Origin of the sequence: Pseudomonas sp. GM79, assembly GCF_000282495.1 — a bacterium.
Taxonomy (GTDB): Bacteria; Pseudomonadota; Gammaproteobacteria; order Pseudomonadales; family Pseudomonadaceae; genus Aquipseudomonas.
The window spans coordinates 1-15,612 of record NZ_AKJE01000097.1; the positions used below are offsets into that span (position 1 = coordinate 1).

Consider the following 15,612-nt stretch of genomic DNA (forward strand, 5'->3'; position numbering starts at 1 on the left):
GCTGAAGGTGGTTCGGATCGTTTGATCGAGAATCGCGTTGCTGAAGGTGGTTCGGATCGTTTGATCGAGAATCGCGTTGCTGAAGGTGGTTCGGATCGGCTGATTCAGAATCGTGCGGCATGAATGAGTGGCTTTATCGCAACACTCAACCAAAAAACCCGGCCTCATCAGCCGGGTTTTTTCATGCGTTTTTAGTGCTCTACGGGATCATTAAAGATGATCAGCGCTGGTACTCGAGCATCTCTACCGGGTCTTCACAGTGATGAACATTTTGATGCGATCATGGATCTCCTGAATGGCATGACGGAACGGATCATGTTTTTCACTGGTGACGGGGTCCTCGAAACTCCACACGATCACTTCCCCGGCGCTGGGCATCCGCGAAGCCTCTTCGGAGGACTTGTCACACAGCGTAATCACATAATGGAACGGCTGCCCCTCAAACTCATCGATGGCTTTACTGCGTAACCCCGTGGTGTCGATGCCTACGTGATCGAGTGACTCCAGCGTACGAGCGTCAACCTCACTGGCCACAAGACCGGCGGTTCGATGACATCATGATGACACCCTCTAACCTTTTCGAAAGAACAGACACCGGGCTAACCTGCCTGGGTAACCGTGATTTGCCACTCAATAAACACGACAAGGAATGCCCGCTTATGAAATTTGGCTACATGATCATCTACGTCCCGGACGTTGTTGCCTCACTCCAGTTCTTTTCGTCAGCCTTCGGGCTTGGCGTTCGCTTCCTCCATGAATCCAACACCTACGGCGAACTCGAAACAGGGGAAACCGCGCTGGCATTCGCCGCCGATGAATTGGCAGCGATGAACTTCAGCACGGGGCATGTCTCGGCACACTCCTCCCCCAAACCACTTGGAATCGAAGTAGGCCTGGTGACCGAGGACGTTCCGGCGGCGCATGCCAGAGCGTTGAAGGCGGGAGCCAGCGAAATCTCTGCACCAAGCGCCAAGCCCTGGGGACAAATCGTCTCCTACGTTCGATGCCCTGACGGAACGTTGGTAGAACTCTGCACACCGGTACAGCAATAATCGGGGATCGATGAGTCGGCATCGCCTCTATAGGCGATGCTGGCGAGTCCCTCTTTGAACGTCCAAAGCCGCGCTGCATACAACTGCCTTCATCACAGAACTGCATGACTTCAGCCAACAAGCCCTACCCCTTCGCCTCGCCACTGAATCATCAAGAACGACCGTCCGTAACTCTGCCCCGGTAGCCTCGAACCCTTCGCTATTCTTAACCACACACCACCGCTGGCACGGCTGAACGCCCGGCTTGCGGCATCATCGTCAGGAGTAAGGATCCGGGTAAGGAGCACGCCACCTCAACAGAGTATCGAATAATGAAAATGCTACTGATGGTCGAGTTTCCCCACGAGCCTTTCAACGCGCTTGTCAGGTCGGGGAAGGTCGGCGAAGTCATGAACCGCGTTCTGGAAACCATTAAGCCGGAGGCGGCTTATTTCACTGAGCATGATGGAATGCGAAGTGGGATTTTTCTGATCGATGTAGAAGACCCTTCCGAAATTCCCGGCTATGCGGAACCCTTCTTTCTCAACTTCCAGGCCAACTGCAAATTCCGAGTGGTCATGAGCCCGCTGGAACTGCAAAACGCGGGTCTGGAGGAGCTCGGAAAAGCCTGGGGGTGAGGTGCGATCAATGAGAGGGAAACCTGTGGCGAGGGAGCTTGCGCCCGCTTGAGTGCGTAACGCGCTCACAAAAATCGGCAGTTGCTGTCGGATTTTTTGGGGCCGCTACGCAGCCCAGCGCGAGCAAGCTCGCTCGCCACAAAGGCAGAGCCTGTCGCTTACTGAGCGGTTTTCAGCTTGATCACATCACCGGAGATTGTGGTGGTGTAACCGGTCAGAGCCCAAGCCCAGAACCAGTTTTCCTGCACTTGGGTGTTGATCATCGCGTCGCCGCCACGGGCCTTGATCGCGGCGTTCTGAGCGCGAATGAAACGGTTGTTCTGCTGGATCGGGATGAGGCCAAACAGCAGGAGGCCAGTGGCGGTCGCTTGACTGTGGCCGACAACGGTGTACTGGTTGCTGTCGTACTGCTGAGTCTTCATCGGGGTGCCGGTGCAACCCGCCAGAACCAGACCGAACAGGGCTACGGCAACAACTTTGCTGAGGTAATTCACTGAGTCACTCCATTAGAAATACCCGGGATCCGTCTCTCGGGCGGCGCATACTTTAACGGATGAAGTGGCTCATTGATATCACTTGCACAGACTTTATGCGGTATCCAAAAACGGGTTGATAAGACACCGATTACTGCGGCTGAAATGTCTGAAGGTAGGCCAACAGATTTTCGATCTTCTGCGGATCGCTCAGGCCCCAGAAAATCATTCGGGTCCCGGGGACTACTTCTTTTGGCGCTTCGATGTAGGCGGTAAGTGTTTCGCGAGTCCAGATGAGGCCTGATGATTTCATCGCGGTTGAGTACTGGTAGTCCGTCGTGCTTCCCGCAGGACGCCCGAAAATGGCATTGAGTTGCGGACCAAAAGAACCCCGCGCCGAAGTCCCTACTTGATGACAGCCGCCGCAGATACGGTTAAATAGTTTCTGACCGGCTTCAGCATCCCCCGCCGCTTCGGCTTGCATGCTGAATAACCCGGTATTGAGCATCAAGGCGAAGGTAAGGACGGCGGCGTTTTTCATGTGGTGCTCCAAATCAGGTGTTGCTGACAACAAAAACGGGCGGCTATTTCATCATGACTGGCTGCTACACCGAAGCCTTGAAGTTAATCTATAACCCTCTTCGTCCCTTTAACGTCGTTGCAGGAGAGCCAGAATGAAACCCGTCGAACCCTTTTATCGGGACGCTGGCGCAGGCCCGGGCGTTGTCTGCTTTCACGCCAATGCGAGTCACTCGGTGCAATGGCGTGGACTGCAAGATCACCTGGCCGCAAAGTTTCGGGTTCTGGCGCTCGATTCGTTTGGCGCCGGCAAGAGCCCGGCGTGGCCCACCGATCGAATCGTCACCCTCAGTGAAGAAGCTCGCTTCGCCGAACCGGTACTCGCCCGTGCCGGCGAACCGCTCATTCTGATCGGTCATTCTTATGGTGGCGCGGTGGCGTTGATCGCGGCGTTGCAGAACCCCGGCCGGGTGCGCGCCCTGGCTTTGTATGAGCCCACCTTGTTTGCCCTGCTCGACGCGCAATCGCCCCCACCCAATGAGGCAGATGCCATTCGTGAAGTCGTCGCAAACGCCGGGCTGGCACTTGAGGCGGGTAACCTGGACGCAGCGGCCCGGCACTTCATTGACTACTGGATGGGTGCCGGGGCCTGGGAGCAAACCCCGGAACAACGCAAGCCTTCCATCGCCGCCGCGGTGGCCAATGTGCAGGGCTGGGCTCACGCGCTGTTGAACGAGCCGACGCCATTACAGGCGTTCCGCTCGCTCAACCTGCCCGTGCTTTTCATGGTCGGCAAGGATTCGCCTGCATCCTCACGGGCAGTGGCGAGGCTGCTGACCGGCGCACTGCCGAATGTTGAAGTGGTAGAACTCGAGGGGCTCGGTCATATGGGGCCGATTACGCATCCTGAGGTCGTCAATCAGGTCATCGTGCAGTTTATTGAGCGCATTTGACCTGACGTCACACCGCTACAACGCAGGACGTTGCAGTTTGACCCACTCCTGCACCGTAGGCCGCTGCCATTGACGCTGCGCGTATTCCACCAGCGCGGATGGCACGGCGTCGCCGTTGAGTATCAGGCGGTTGAGCATCAAGGCCAGATCCACATCGGCGATCGACCATTGCCCGAACAAGTACTCGCGGCCGTCAGCCAGTAGCATTTGTGCGGCATCGATCAGCTTGCGCGCGGCCGACTCGGCAGCGCGCGACAAGGGCGCTGATTTGAGGCCATAAAACACCACCAGTGTGGAACGTTCCTGCCGGATGGGCAGCAGGTCACTGCGCAGCCACGCCTGGATTTGTCGTGCCCTCGCGCGCTGCCTCAGTTCTTGCGGGTAAACCGGCGTCTGAGGAAAAACGTCTTCCAGGTATTCAATGATCGCCGATGATTCAGACAAGGCAAAATCGCCATGCACGAGCGTCGGTACACGCTGGGTCAGCGAGAGGCTGGCATAGTTTTCTGCCTGGTTCTCGAACGCGTCGAGGTCCAGCGGGCTCAATTCGAATTCGATGCCCTTTTCGCGAAGTGCCACGAAAACCGACATGGCATAGGGGCTGGTGAATTGAGCATCAACGTACAGGCGCAGGCGGGAATCATTCACGAGGACATCTCCATAGGGTGAGCAGACACGCTACGAGATCCGATGCCATAAAGAAAATTCATGATTTTTATGGGGGCATTCCTGAGCGGAATATCTGGTTGGACGGGCAGCCGCTGAAATACTGCTCCGGCGCATGAATGATTTAATTGCGCTTTTCACATGAAAAAAGTCATTTGTGCACCTATCTCGCTCGCATTCCCCGCCCTAAAGTGCACCTATCTACTCAACCCTCGGCATCCTTATGAATCTCTGGTTTCGACTGTTCCTGATGCTGTTTCGTCGCCCATGGCGCAAGCCGGTTGATGGGCTGGCCACTACCGTCATCCGCATGCGCGTCTGGCCGCTCGATCTTGACCTCAACCGGCACGTCACCAATGGCCGTTATTTCACTATGGCCGACATAGGCCGCATGGACTTCGTCCTGCGCAGCGGTGCCTACCGCGTAGCCCTGCGTCACAGGGCAGTGCCAATCGTTGGGGATACCTGGGGCAAGTTTCGGCGGGAGCTGAAGCTGTTTGAATCGTTTGAGATTCATACCCGCATACTCGGCTGGGACGATAAGTGGAGCTTTATGGAACACCGCTTCGTGAGCAAAGGACGGGTAGTTGGCGTCGTCATCATGCGGGGCCTGTTCCGCGCGGCCAAAGGCACGGTCGCACCTGCCGAGTTTGTCCGGGAGCTGGGATTGGCTGAACAGTCACCCGAGATGTCGCCGTGGCTGACTACCTGGTCGCAAAGCTGCGACGATATGAGCCGCCAGCTCCGAGAGGAAGAAGGCCTGGCGCCTCAGCTTCATCCTGTCTCCGAACCCTAACAGGTGGCCAAATAGAAGCTAATATTCCTCTGAATCCCCCTGCCAAGGACTGCAACCATGAGCCGGCTCGAGCTACTGACCAAATGGAATCGCATGATCGTTCGGTTGCAGATTGAACACGAAATCAGTGCCCGGGATTTCGAGAAATTCAGCTGGAAACTGGGCATCCCCTGCGTGGTGCTGTCGGCGATCGTCAGCGCCAGCGTCTTTGGCTCGATCAGTGACTCTTCGCCCGTATGGCTCCAATACGTAGCCGGCGTCCTGTCACTCCTGACCCTGGTATTGAGTTCGGTTCAGACCTTCCTGAACTTTGACACCCGGGCTGCCGGGCACAAAGACACCGCCGAGAAACTCGGGGCGATATCGCGTGAGATTCAGGACGAAATCGCCAGCGGCAAAGACGAAGCGATCCTGGGCCCAATCGTTTTGGACATCCGCAAGCGCATTGATTCGATTCTGCTTGATGCGCCGACCTTGCCCAAGTCGACGATAAGGAGACTGGGGGATGTTCGCGTCTACACAGAGCCACCGCCAGCGGGGCAAGACACCGTCCCGGCTTGATCAACGGCCAGACTTGGCCCGCAGCATCGTGAAAGGAGGCGTTTGCAATGCAACTCATCACGTTGAAAATCGACAAGCCGCAAGAGACGAACTTCATTTTGGGCCAGACGCATTTCATCAAGTCCGTCGAGGACATCCACGAAGCGTTGGTCAGCGCCGTGCCAGGTATTCAGTTTGGCGTGGCCTTTTGTGAAGCCTCCGGCAAATGCCTGGTGCGATGGTCCGGCACCGATACCGCCATGATCGAACTTGCGCAGAAAAATGCGCAAACCATTGCCGCAGGCCATAGCTTCATCATTTTCCTGGGCGACGGTTTCTATCCGTTGAACGTATTGAACACCGTCAAAATGGTGCCAGAGGTGTGCCGTATTTTTTGTGCAACAGCCAATCCCACCGAAGTGATTCTCGCTGAGACGGAACAGGGACGCGGGATTCTGGGCGTGGTGGATGGCTTTTGTGCCAAAGACATTGAAGGCGATGAAGACATTCTGTGGCGCAAGAATCTGTTGCGGCAGATCGGCTACAAGTTGTGATGCCAGTCAGTTAAGTGAAATCCCCTGTGGGAGCGGCGGTGCGACGATTCGACTTGCTCGCGAATGCGGTGTGTCAGGCGACATCAATGTTTGACTGTAACGCCGTCTTCGCGAGCAAGCCCGCTCCCACAGGTTGTGCGACTTGACTGACTGGCATTAGGCCTTGCGCCTCACCTGCCCGAATTCTGCACAAGTTGCTCAACGAAAAACTCCACATGCCCTCTCGGATGAGTCGGCAATGGCCAGGTGTCGACGTTGTGAGCCAGGGCCTGGAAGGCTTGGGCGCATTTGGAACGGGGAAAGGCTTCAAGCACTGCACGCCCCTTCTGCACGGCTTTGTGCGCACATTCATCGTTGGGTATCGCGCCGACGTATTGCAGCGAGACATCGAGGAACATGTCGGTAATCTTTTCCAGCTTGGCAAACAGATTACGACCTTCCGACGGACTGCCCGTCATGTTGACCAACACCCGAAAACGGTGCAGACCATAGTTCAGGTTGAGCAGCTTGATCAGCCCGTAGGCGCCGCTGATCGAGGTGGGTTCATCGCACACGACCACCATCACTTCCTGCGCCGCGCGGATGAAGTTGACCACTGAGCCACCGATACCGGCGGCCGTATCGATCACCAGCACATCCAGCTTATCGCCAATGTCGCTAAAGGACTGGATCAGCGCACGGTATTGCGCCGGCTCCAGATGAATCATGCTCTGCAAGCCCGAAGATGCCGGGGCAACACGAATGCCTCCAGGCCCAGGCAACAGCGCCTCGGACAGCTCGCAACGCCCTTCGATGACATCGGCCAGTGTGTAGCGCGGGGTCAGTCCCAACAGAATATCGATATTCGCCAGGCCCAGATCAGCGTCCAGCAATACAACGCGCCGCCCCATTTTTGCCAGCGCCAGCGACAGGTTAACCGCCACCGTTGTCTTGCCCACGCCACCTTTACCGCCAGTTACCGCGATAACTTGCACGCAATGCACATCATCCATTTTGCCTTCCCTTCCCTGCGCATTGTGTGCCAGTACGTAATGGCACCATCCCGATGCCGGAAGAATAGCTGAAAAGCGCAAAATTGCTGCTTTGTCTCCCGACGAGAGGCACTTCGCCACATACCATCGACCCTTTTCAACGAAAACGCCGCTAATGGGTTGATTCAGAGGATGACACTGCGCTCCTGAACGATCGCTGGCAGATGTACCGATAGAGGCGGCTGAACTGGCGCCAGGCTCTCAGGCGCCCTGCTCACCCAGAGATGAAAAAACTACCAGGACGTCTAAATCCAGACGTCATTGATTGCGGTTCTTTCTCCATCCTGATCGCCGGTATTCAGCACGCCACGCGGCTCGATCAGTAGCATCCTCACCTCTCGCTCAGCGTAAGGCTTGTGTTCGACGCCCTTGGGGACAACGTACATTTCTCCCTGCCTAACCACGACGGCCCCCTCTCGAAGATCAATGCGAAGCTCGCCTTCAAGGACGATGAAGGTTTCATCGGTGTCGGCATGGGAATGCCAGACAAAATCGCCTTCGATTTTCACCACCTTGAACTGGTAGTCGTTCATTTCGGCAATGACCTTGGGCGCCCATTGCTCGCTGAACAAAGCAAATTTTTCGGCAAAGTTAATCGCGGTGCAGGTCGTCACGCCGGGTTGGGAATTCATTTGAGTCGCCCTCACTAGACAAGTTATCGAGGTCTGACTTTAGGAGATGACCAGCACTGCGTATTGCATGATTGTGCAAGTCGAGCGCCCTTAAACAAGGCCCAGCCTTTTCATCCATCGACCGGGTGAGACGCCATACGTCTGGACGAACTGACGCGTCATGTGGCTTTGATCGAAAAAGCCTGCGCAGACGGCCGCCTCCGCCATCGAGTGGCCCCCGAACATTAGCGCTCTTGCCAGATCGAGACGTCGTTGAGTCATGTATCGATAGGGGCTCGTACCGTACAGCGCACGAAAATCACGGCTCAGGCTCCAGCGGTCTCGACCGCTGGCCTGCGATAATTCATCCAGGGTAATGACTCGATCCAGCGACTCATGAATCAGCGCACGCGCGCGTTCGGCCGCTGCGAAATCAAACGACTTGCGCCGCCCGCGTTGCCCCGCGTTCACATCCAACGCCTGCGCGAGATCGTAGATGGCATCGTCTTCTTCCAGGGGCTCGATGCAAGCGTCGATGTTTTGCAGTAGCACCTGGGTCGCGCCATAAAGCCGTGGGTCGCTCGATATACCACCCTCGATGAAGGGCAAGGGCTTGCCGCCTAATACTTGCTGAATCAAAGCGGGTTCGATGTAGATCATCCGATAATGAAAACCCGCTTCGGTACCGGCTTCACCGTCATGCACCTCGTCTGGATGCAAAACGATGGTTTTCCCGGGCAGGCTGTGACGCTTGGTGTTGCGGTACTGGAAGCTTTGTACACCCGACAGCGTTCGTCCGATGGCGTACGTATCGTGGCGATGCGGCGTAAACCCATGGCCGCCAAAAAAGGCTTCGATACGCTCGATCTTCAACGGCTGAGCCGAGCGCTTTACCCAATCCATGCCGCCCCTTGTTTTCGTCATGTCCCTGTACCACCTGAATGATGTCAGTACGGTACCAGTCAGCGTGCCCGATGTCCCCGGCGGACTGACCCGTGCATGCCTGAATCGGCCCCCACGGCGGCGGTGCCAAATTTGTCTCTTCCCCTCGTGAACCAGTCTTCAGACCCGCAGTCTTAGCCGTGCCGTAAAAGAAGCTCACCCAACGAAGCGCTCCTACGGTCATTGCTCGTTCCTGTCCCCCTATCGTCGTCATCTCATCAGAGCTGTCCGTTCATGCGCCCAACCGTCCGCCGCTGTCGCTTTATCTCTCTGTGCCTGATGCCTTTGCTCCCGCTACTCGCCAGCCCCGCCCATGCCAGTGGGGAACGGCAATTGGTAGAGGTCATCAACGATTACCGCGCCGATCCCGATCGCTGTGCCGGGCGTACGGTCAAGCCGTTACGGCCGCTGTCGCTGAAATCTAACCTGGCGCTGCCGGTCGGCTATGGCGGCGGTTTGCGGAGCGCCTTGAAAGCCAACGGCTATCAAGCGGTGACGGTGCGCACCATTCGCGTAGTCGGCGCGCAAGATGCCGATGAGGCGTTTGACATGCTTGAGAGCGACTATTGCGGGGCGCTGCTCGATACTCAGTTCGCCGACATCGGCGTCACTCGCTCCCGTAGCGAATGGCAGGTGGTACTGGCGCAACCGGTGCTCGACGGACGTGCCGGTGATTCGCGAGCAGCGGGCAAGGCGTTGCTGGCCGAGGTCAATGCGGCACGGGCCAGGCCGCGCATGTGCGGGCGCCAACGCTTTGCCGCCGCACGACCGTTGACCTGGAATGCCGCTCTGGGCGCCGCTGCGCAAGGCCACAGCAAGGCGATGGCCTACGGCAATTACTTCGCCCACCGGGATCCTGACGGTGATATGCCGGCAGACAGGGCCAAAGCCGCCGGTTACCGCGGTCGGCAGATCGGCGAAAACATCGCCGCCGGGCAAAGCTCACCGAACAAGGCGATGGCCAGCTGGCTGGCCAGCCCCGGGCATTGCGCCAACCTGATGAACCCGATGTTTACCCAGGTCGGCGCAGCCTATGCCGCCGATTCGCGCAGCGATAAAGGTGTTTATTGGACGATGCTGTTTGGCGCGCCTTGAGTGCGGCGCGCTCCATAACCCCTTCCACCAAGGGATTGGCAACGTACACAAATTTTGCAAACAACACGGAGCACTGTGGGAGCGGGCTTGCTCGCGAAGACGGCGGCACAGTCAACATTGGCGTCGCCTGACACACCGCTTTCGCGAGCAAGCCCGCTCCCACAAGGGATAGGCAACGTACACAAATTTTGCAAACAACTCCGATCACTGTGGGAGCGGGCTTGCTCGCGAAGACGGCGGCACAGTCGACATTGATGTCGTCTGACACATAGCTTTCGCGAGCAAGCCCGCTCCCACAGGTTCCGACGGTGTGCTTCAGACTCGGATCATGATTCAAATACTCGACGGCGCTGCCACGCTTTGCCGCCCTTTGAAGGCCAGCGAAAAACACAAAAATATCGCCAACGCGAACCCTGCCGGGAACAGCCAGATGTTTTTCCAGTCATGGCTGTCAACCGACGCATAGTGATCGGTGACCGCCCCGGCCACCCAAAAGCCAATCAGCATGCCCAAGCCGTACGTCGCGAGCGTGATCAAGCCTTGCGCGGAGCTTCTGAAACGCTCCGAGGCTTTGGCATCGGTGTAGATCTGCCCCGAAACAAAGAAGAAGTCGTAGCAGATGCCGTGCAAGGCGATGCCGGTGAACAACATGAAAGCGAGGTCCCCGTTGTTGCCGTAGGCGAACAGCAGATAGCGCAACGCCCATGCCAGCATTCCCACCAGCAGCGCGATCTTGATGCCGAAACGCTGAATGAACAGCGGCAGGAGCAACATGAACAGCACTTCCGAGACTTGCCCGATCGCCATCTTGGCGGTTGGGTTGGTCACACCGATTTCCGCCAGAAACGGGTTGGCATTCTGGTAATAAAACGCCAATGGAATGCAGATCAAAATAGACGCGATGAAGAACACCAGGTAACTGCGGTCCTTCAACAAACCCAAGGCGTCCAGCCCCAGCATTTGCTTTAAGCCGACACTGCCCGGCTCAGGTTTGAGCGGCGCGGTACGCGGCAGGCTGAAGCTGTAGATTCCAAGCACGAAGGAGGCAATGGCCGACATCAGAAATGTGTTGCGCAAGCCACCGGATGAGATCGCTTGTTGCGAATCCCAGGCAAACACAAAGCTGATCACCACGCCCGCGACAATCCAGCCGATGGTGCCCCACACTCTGATCCGCGAGAACTCCAGGGCCGGGTCGCGCATCTGCCGGAACGCCACCGAATTCACCAATGCCAGCGTCGGCATGTAGATCATCATATAGGCCAGCACGAACGGGTAAAACCCACTGAAGTCAGGCGCTCGATAGAGTTGCAACAGCAGCACCGCGCCGATCAGATGCAACACCGCAAGAATGCGCTCGGCATTGAAGTAGCGGTCGGCAATCAAACCGATCACAAACGGCGCGATGATCGCCCCCCAGGACTGCGTCGAGAACGCCATGCCGATCTGCCCACCGCTGGCCCCAAGATTACTGGAGAGGAAGGTGCCGAGGGTTACGAACCATCCGCCCCAGATAAAGAACTGCAGGAACATCATTACGCTTAATCGCGCACTCATCGTGGTCATATCAGTCACCGCCTTATTGTTTTTCTTTTTTGGGAGAGAGGGGCAAACAGGGTGTTCAGGCGTCGGGCAAACCCAATAGCCGTCGATTGAAACGCTCGTCGGACGCCACGCTGGCGAAATCATCAAACGCCTTTCGGGTTTTGCTGATCATGTGCTGCTGGATGAAGGCCGCTCCTTCTGCGGCGCCATGCTCCGAATCCTTCAGGCAACACTCCCATTCCAGAACCGCCCAGCCGGCAAAGTCGTACTGCGTCAATTTGCTGAAAATCGACTTGAAATCGATCTGCCCATCGCCCAAGGAACGGAAGCGGCCAGGCCGCTCGACCCAACCTTGATAGCCGCCGTAGACCCCTGAACGGGCATCGGGCCGGAACTCGGCGTCCTTGACGTGGAACATGCGGATGCGCTCGTGGTAACGATCGATGAAGCCCAGATAGTCCATTTGCTGAAGCAGCAGGTGGCTCGGGTCATAAAGGATCGCGGCGCGCGGATGGTGATCGACGGCCTCAAGGAAACGCTCGAACGAAGCGCCGTCGTGCAGGTCTTCGCCGGGATGGATCTCGTAGCAGAGGTCGACGCCGGCCTCTTCAAAACAATCGAGGATCGGCAACCAGCGCTTGGCGAGCTCGGCAAAACCCTGCTCGACCAGACCGCTCGGCCGTTGCGGCCATGGATAGACATAGGGCCACAGCAGCGCCCCGGAAAACGTCGCGTGCGCCTTCAGCCCCAAGCGTTGGCTGGCGCGCGCGGCGAGCTTCAACTGATCGATGGCCCACTCGGTTCGCGCCTGAGGCTGACCTCGCACATGCGCGGGGGCGAAGTCATCGAACAACGTATCGAACGCCGGATGCACTGCCACCAGTTGGCCCTGCAGATGCGTCGACAGTTCGCTGATTTCGACACCTGCCTGGGCGCAAACGGCTTTCAATTCGTCACAGTAATCCTGGCTGTCGGCGGCGCGCGCCAGGTCGATGTATTGCGTGCCCAGGGTCGGCAATTGAATGGCTTTGTAACCCTGCGCCGCGGCCCACTGAGCAATGTTGGCGAGCGTGTCGAAGGGCGCTTCGGCGGACATGAACTGCGCGAGGAAAATACCCGGGCCGCGCAGGCCTGCCGGTGTTGGGGAGGTGTGGTTCACGGGAGGGTTCTCCGGATTCATGGGTTGCAGACCAGTTCGGTCCACTTCGCGTCGCCGCGATGATTGGCGACCACCGCCTCGATGAACGCCATGCCACGCAACCCGACGTCGATGCCCGGCACGCCGGGGGCATCGTTGCCTTCGGTGTTGCTGCGGATCGCGGTGGCGAAATCACCATAGAGATTGGCCATGGCCTCGAGATAACCTTCGGGATGCCCGGCGGGCAAACGCATGCGCTGGCTGGCGGCCTCGCACAACCAGGGCTGGCCGACACCGGAACGAAGGATGCTCAACGGTTGATCGAGGGAGCGATGGATCAGGCTTGCGGGCTCTTCCTGACGCCACTCCAGCCCGCCCTTGTCGCCATAGACGCGGATCTTCAACGGGTTCTCTTCGCCGGCGCAGACCTGGCTGGCGATCAACACCCCGCTGGCCCCGGCGGCCATCTTGAACAGCATCGCCGCGTCATCGTCCAGTTGCCGCCCGGCAATGTGCGAACCCAAGGTTGCGCACACCTGTTCGATGGGTTGGTCCACGACGAATTCGGCCAGTGAAAAGGCATGGGTGCCAATGTCGCCAATGCAGCCGCCCAACCCGGACTGCTCGGGCTGATCGCGCCAACTCGCCTGCTTGTTGCCCTGCCCGGCCACGTCCCGGCTCAGCCAGCCTTGCGGGTACTCGACGATGACCTTGCGCACAGCGCCGATCACGCCGCTACGCACCATATTGCGCGCCTGCCAGACCATCGGGTAACCCAGATACGTGTGGGCCAGTCCATAGAGGCGGTCGCTGCTTTTCACCACCGCCTTGAGCGCCAGCAGCTCGGACAGATTCAGTGCCGCGGGCTTTTCGCTGAACACATGAAAACCCGCGCTCAGTGCCTGACTGGCAATCGGTGCGTGTAAGTGATTGGGCGTGACGATGACCAACAATTCCATGCGCTGGTCGGCAGGCAGTGCGCGCTCGCTATCGAGCATCTGCTGCCAGTCGCTGTAGCAGCGTGAGGCGGACAATCCCAGCGCCGCGCCGGTGTCCTGATTGTTGCGGGCGTCTCGGCTGAAGGCACCGCACACCAGTTCAAAACGGCCATCGAGGCCGGCAGCCTGGCGGTGGGCTTTGCCGATGAAGGCACCCTCGCCGCCCCCGACAAACCCCATTCTTATTTTTGCCATTGCAACACTCATCGCGAATTTTCTCTTGTTCGGGGCGGATTAACGCTTCAGGTTTGACTATGATGTAACCGGTTACATCATGCCGGAAATTTAGGCTCAGTTACTTCAGGTGTCAAACCCGGGATTAAAAATGAAGCTCATTTCAGCGCATGGCCGGACTGCGGTAAGCTCGCCGGCCACATGTACATCTGCCGGTTCGATAACGAGGTCGTCTTGTCCAATATCCGTGAAGTAGCCCGGCTGGCCGGCGTCTCGGTGGCCACCGTGTCCAGAACGCTGAAGTCGCCCGAGCGCGTACTCCCCGAAACCCGGGACAAGGTCAATGCAGCCGTGGAACAGGCCGGCTACCGACCGAACCTCATGGCCGTGCAGTTTCGTTCGCGCAGAACCGGCAATCTGGTGATTCTGGTCCCGGCCATCGCCAACACGTTTTTCGCCCGGGTGATCAGCGGTGCCCAACAGACGGCGCAGGCGGCCGGATACCGACTGCTGCTGTGCGACACCCAGGGCCGCGAGGAAATCGAGCGAGAATTTGCCGCGCTGGCGTACGCCCACCAGGCCGACGGCGTGATTCAGTTGCGCGCCTACGACCCTTTTGAATCGCCCTTCCCCAATGGCGAATCACCGCCCTTGGTCAACGCCTGTGAAGTGATTCAGGGCGGGCGGCATCCGACCATCAGCCTCGACAACCGGGCAGCGGCCAAGGCCATGACGGAGCATCTGATCGATCTGGGTCATCGCCGGATCGGCCTGATCAAAGGCCCGAAAAGCAGCCCGCTCACACGCGACCGAGTGGCCGGTTATCAAGATGCATTGCACCAGGCCGGTATCGCCTCGGATCCACAATTGATCTGCCACGGGGACTTCACGTTGAAGGCCGGTTTTGATGGCGCGGGAATGCTGCTGGAACTGCCCGACCGTCCGACCGCATTCTTTTGCGAAAACGATGAAATGGCGATCGGTGCGTTGAAGCGCATCAAACAACAGGGTTTGCGGGTACCCGAAGATATTTCTCTGGTCGGTTTCGATGACATTCCGTTCGCGGCCTACTGTGATCCAGCGTTGACGACCATTGCGCAACCCGCCGAAATCTTTGGCCAAAAGGCCGTTGAAATGCTGATCGCCCTCATTGAAAAAAAGCCCATCCCGGACCGCCATGTGGTGCTGCCGTTCACATTAACCGTGCGTAACAGTACGACCGCCCGAAAGGGATGAGGGAGAAATCATGGACATCAAAACCGACCTGCAACGCATCGCACTCCAGGAAGAAATCCTGAAGTTTGAGCACTTCGACAAAGCGACGGCCTGGGACTTGGGCACCCGTTTGAAAACCGCCTGCGAGGAGCAAGGCGTGTCCGCCACGATTGAGGTCAGGCTGGCGCGGGACACCGTGTTTTTCTACTCGATGCCGGGAACCTCCGCCAGCAATGCCGACTGGGCACGACGCAAGCGCAATGTCGTGGAACTGATGGAACTCAGCTCATACCGCGTAGGCCGGTCCTTTGCGCTTCAGGGCGACTCACTCGAAGGTTTGATGGGGTTGCCCCTGCGTGATTACGCCGATCATGGCGGCAGCTTCCCGATATCGGTCAAAGGCGTGGGGTGCATTGGCGCTGTCACCGTTTCAGGGCTGCCCCAGCGTGAGGATCATGCCCTGGTGGTTCAAGTGTTGGCACAGATGTGCGGGGCCGACCCGAGCGAACTCGCGCTTGAGGGCGAGTAGCGCGCAGTCATCACCGAGTCTTGCCAATGCCCGCCGCAGGCGGGTTGTGGGAGCGGGCTTGCTCGCGAAGGCGGCGGCACAGTCAACATTGGCGTCGCCTGACACACCGCTTTCGCAAGCAAGTCGGATCGCCGCACCGCCGCTCCCACATGGATTTCGCTTAA

Annotated in this window: 18 protein-coding genes and 1 pseudogene; 9 read left to right on the top strand and 10 right to left on the bottom strand. The window is 58.2% G+C overall.

The annotated features are described in order from the left end of the window. Window positions 1–243: 243 nt before the first annotated feature. Window positions 244–546, bottom strand: a pseudogene (locus PMI36_RS04775) (arsenate reductase/protein-tyrosine-phosphatase family protein); the annotation flags it as partial. Between the two features lie 113 nt (window positions 547–659). Here PMI36_RS04775 and PMI36_RS04770 point away from each other — a divergent pair. Beyond that, on the top strand, window positions 660–1,052 hold the full coding sequence (locus PMI36_RS04770) for a VOC family protein (RefSeq protein WP_008075081.1): 393 nt from the start codon (window positions 660–662) through the stop codon (window positions 1,050–1,052). Window positions 1,053–1,363: 311 nt separating this feature from the next. Continuing rightward, window positions 1,364–1,669, top strand: a complete 306-nt coding sequence (locus PMI36_RS04765) for a hypothetical protein (RefSeq protein WP_008075096.1) — start codon at window positions 1,364–1,366, stop codon at window positions 1,667–1,669. Window positions 1,670–1,827: 158 nt separating this feature from the next. Here PMI36_RS04765 and PMI36_RS04760 read toward each other — a convergent pair whose 3' ends face one another. Next, complete coding sequence (locus PMI36_RS04760) at window positions 1,828–2,163, bottom strand: hypothetical protein (protein ID WP_008075098.1); 336 nt, start codon at window positions 2,161–2,163, stop codon at window positions 1,828–1,830. 130 nt (window positions 2,164–2,293) lie between these two features. After that, entirely contained in the window at window positions 2,294–2,683 is a 390-nt protein-coding gene (locus PMI36_RS04755; RefSeq protein ID WP_008075099.1) for a c-type cytochrome, read from the bottom strand. Between the two features lie 133 nt (window positions 2,684–2,816). Between PMI36_RS04755 and PMI36_RS04750 the strand changes: the two genes are divergently transcribed. After that, window positions 2,817–3,614 carry an alpha/beta fold hydrolase gene (locus PMI36_RS04750; protein WP_008075101.1) on the top strand — a complete coding sequence of 266 codons (798 nt, stop codon included), beginning with the start codon at window positions 2,817–2,819 and terminating at the stop codon, window positions 3,612–3,614. Window positions 3,615–3,629: 15 nt separating this feature from the next. On the opposite strand, the gene yfcF is transcribed toward PMI36_RS04750, so the two are convergent. Next, window positions 3,630–4,262 (bottom strand): glutathione transferase, encoded by a 633-nt coding sequence (yfcF, locus tag PMI36_RS04745; protein ID WP_008075103.1) that lies wholly within the window; start codon window positions 4,260–4,262, stop codon window positions 3,630–3,632. A gap of 241 nt (window positions 4,263–4,503) precedes the next feature. Here yfcF and PMI36_RS04740 point away from each other — a divergent pair, with 241 nt between their 5' ends. From PMI36_RS04740 to PMI36_RS04730, 3 genes are read left to right on the top strand one after another with little or no spacing between them, the layout of a single operon-like run. Then, a complete protein-coding gene (locus tag PMI36_RS04740; protein WP_008075105.1) occupies window positions 4,504–5,076 on the top strand; it encodes a thioesterase family protein in 573 nt (190 codons plus the stop codon). A gap of 57 nt (window positions 5,077–5,133) precedes the next feature. Further along, the gene (locus PMI36_RS04735; RefSeq protein ID WP_008075107.1) at window positions 5,134–5,637 is read left to right on the top strand and encodes an SLATT domain-containing protein; all 504 of its coding nucleotides are present in this window, start codon (window positions 5,134–5,136) and stop codon (window positions 5,635–5,637) included. Between the two features lie 47 nt (window positions 5,638–5,684). Beyond that, window positions 5,685–6,170: an adenosine-specific kinase gene (locus PMI36_RS04730; protein ID WP_008075109.1), complete on the top strand. Its 486-nt coding sequence runs from the start codon at window positions 5,685–5,687 to the stop codon at window positions 6,168–6,170. Window positions 6,171–6,340: 170 nt separating this feature from the next. On the opposite strand, the gene PMI36_RS04725 is transcribed toward PMI36_RS04730, so the two are convergent. The 3 genes from PMI36_RS04725 to PMI36_RS04715 form a co-directional block, all read right to left on the bottom strand. After that, window positions 6,341–7,162, bottom strand: a complete 822-nt coding sequence (locus PMI36_RS04725) for a MinD/ParA family protein (RefSeq protein ID WP_008008512.1) — start codon at window positions 7,160–7,162, stop codon at window positions 6,341–6,343. A gap of 284 nt (window positions 7,163–7,446) precedes the next feature. Then, a complete protein-coding gene (locus PMI36_RS04720; protein ID WP_008075111.1) occupies window positions 7,447–7,833 on the bottom strand; it encodes a cupin domain-containing protein in 387 nt (128 codons plus the stop codon). 90 nt (window positions 7,834–7,923) lie between these two features. Then, window positions 7,924–8,736, bottom strand: coding sequence for an AraC family transcriptional regulator (locus PMI36_RS04715; RefSeq protein WP_008075113.1), 813 nt, complete (start codon window positions 8,734–8,736; stop codon window positions 7,924–7,926). Between the two features lie 252 nt (window positions 8,737–8,988). On the opposite strand from PMI36_RS04715, the gene PMI36_RS04710 reads away from it, so the two are divergent. After that, window positions 8,989–9,849, top strand: a complete 861-nt coding sequence (locus PMI36_RS04710) for a CAP domain-containing protein (RefSeq protein ID WP_008075115.1) — start codon at window positions 8,989–8,991, stop codon at window positions 9,847–9,849. A gap of 333 nt (window positions 9,850–10,182) precedes the next feature. On the opposite strand, the gene PMI36_RS04705 is transcribed toward PMI36_RS04710, so the two are convergent. From PMI36_RS04705 to PMI36_RS04695, 3 genes are read right to left on the bottom strand one after another with little or no spacing between them, the layout of a single operon-like run. Beyond that, complete coding sequence (locus PMI36_RS04705) at window positions 10,183–11,415, bottom strand: nucleoside permease (RefSeq protein ID WP_008075117.1); 1,233 nt, start codon at window positions 11,413–11,415, stop codon at window positions 10,183–10,185. Between the two features lie 55 nt (window positions 11,416–11,470). Beyond that, window positions 11,471–12,574, bottom strand: a complete 1,104-nt coding sequence (locus tag PMI36_RS04700; RefSeq protein ID WP_008075119.1) for a sugar phosphate isomerase/epimerase family protein — start codon at window positions 12,572–12,574, stop codon at window positions 11,471–11,473. Continuing rightward, a complete protein-coding gene (locus PMI36_RS04695; RefSeq protein WP_008075121.1) occupies window positions 12,571–13,725 on the bottom strand; it encodes a Gfo/Idh/MocA family protein in 1,155 nt (384 codons plus the stop codon). The genes PMI36_RS04700 and PMI36_RS04695 overlap by 4 nt, the downstream gene beginning before the upstream one ends. A 213-nt stretch (window positions 13,726–13,938) precedes the next feature. On the opposite strand from PMI36_RS04695, the gene PMI36_RS04690 reads away from it, so the two are divergent. Both PMI36_RS04690 and PMI36_RS04685 read left to right on the top strand, forming a co-directional pair. Further along, window positions 13,939–14,940 (top strand): LacI family DNA-binding transcriptional regulator, encoded by a 1,002-nt coding sequence (locus PMI36_RS04690; protein ID WP_032830630.1) that lies wholly within the window; start codon window positions 13,939–13,941, stop codon window positions 14,938–14,940. 10 nt (window positions 14,941–14,950) lie between these two features. Continuing rightward, on the top strand, window positions 14,951–15,448 hold the full coding sequence (locus tag PMI36_RS04685) for a heme-degrading domain-containing protein (RefSeq protein ID WP_008075125.1): 498 nt from the start codon (window positions 14,951–14,953) through the stop codon (window positions 15,446–15,448). Window positions 15,449–15,612: the final 164 nt, after the last annotated feature.

Excerpts from the sequence above, each read along its gene's own strand:
- PMI36_RS04770 (WP_008075081.1), top strand. The coding sequence starts at position 660 with ATGAAATTTGGCTACATGATCATCTACGTCCCGGACGTTGTTGCCTCA.
- PMI36_RS04765 (WP_008075096.1), top strand. The coding sequence starts at position 1,364 with ATGAAAATGCTACTGATGGTCGAGTTTCCCCACGAGCCTTTCAACGCG.
- PMI36_RS04755 (WP_008075099.1), bottom strand. The coding sequence starts at position 2,683 with ATGAAAAACGCCGCCGTCCTTACCTTCGCCTTGATGCTCAATACCGGG.
- PMI36_RS04750 (WP_008075101.1), top strand. The coding sequence starts at position 2,817 with ATGAAACCCGTCGAACCCTTTTATCGGGACGCTGGCGCAGGCCCGGGC.
- PMI36_RS04740 (WP_008075105.1), top strand. The coding sequence starts at position 4,504 with ATGAATCTCTGGTTTCGACTGTTCCTGATGCTGTTTCGTCGCCCATGG.
- PMI36_RS04735 (WP_008075107.1), top strand. The coding sequence starts at position 5,134 with ATGAGCCGGCTCGAGCTACTGACCAAATGGAATCGCATGATCGTTCGG.
- PMI36_RS04730 (WP_008075109.1), top strand. The coding sequence starts at position 5,685 with ATGCAACTCATCACGTTGAAAATCGACAAGCCGCAAGAGACGAACTTC.
- PMI36_RS04725 (WP_008008512.1), bottom strand. The coding sequence starts at position 7,162 with ATGGATGATGTGCATTGCGTGCAAGTTATCGCGGTAACTGGCGGTAAA.
- PMI36_RS04720 (WP_008075111.1), bottom strand. The coding sequence starts at position 7,833 with ATGAATTCCCAACCCGGCGTGACGACCTGCACCGCGATTAACTTTGCC.
- PMI36_RS04715 (WP_008075113.1), bottom strand. The coding sequence starts at position 8,736 with ATGACGAAAACAAGGGGCGGCATGGATTGGGTAAAGCGCTCGGCTCAG.
- PMI36_RS04710 (WP_008075115.1), top strand. The coding sequence starts at position 8,989 with ATGCGCCCAACCGTCCGCCGCTGTCGCTTTATCTCTCTGTGCCTGATG.
- PMI36_RS04705 (WP_008075117.1), bottom strand. The coding sequence starts at position 11,415 with ATGACCACGATGAGTGCGCGATTAAGCGTAATGATGTTCCTGCAGTTC.
- PMI36_RS04700 (WP_008075119.1), bottom strand. The coding sequence starts at position 12,574 with ATGAATCCGGAGAACCCTCCCGTGAACCACACCTCCCCAACACCGGCA.
- PMI36_RS04695 (WP_008075121.1), bottom strand. The coding sequence starts at position 13,725 with ATGGCAAAAATAAGAATGGGGTTTGTCGGGGGCGGCGAGGGTGCCTTC.
- PMI36_RS04685 (WP_008075125.1), top strand. The coding sequence starts at position 14,951 with ATGGACATCAAAACCGACCTGCAACGCATCGCACTCCAGGAAGAAATC.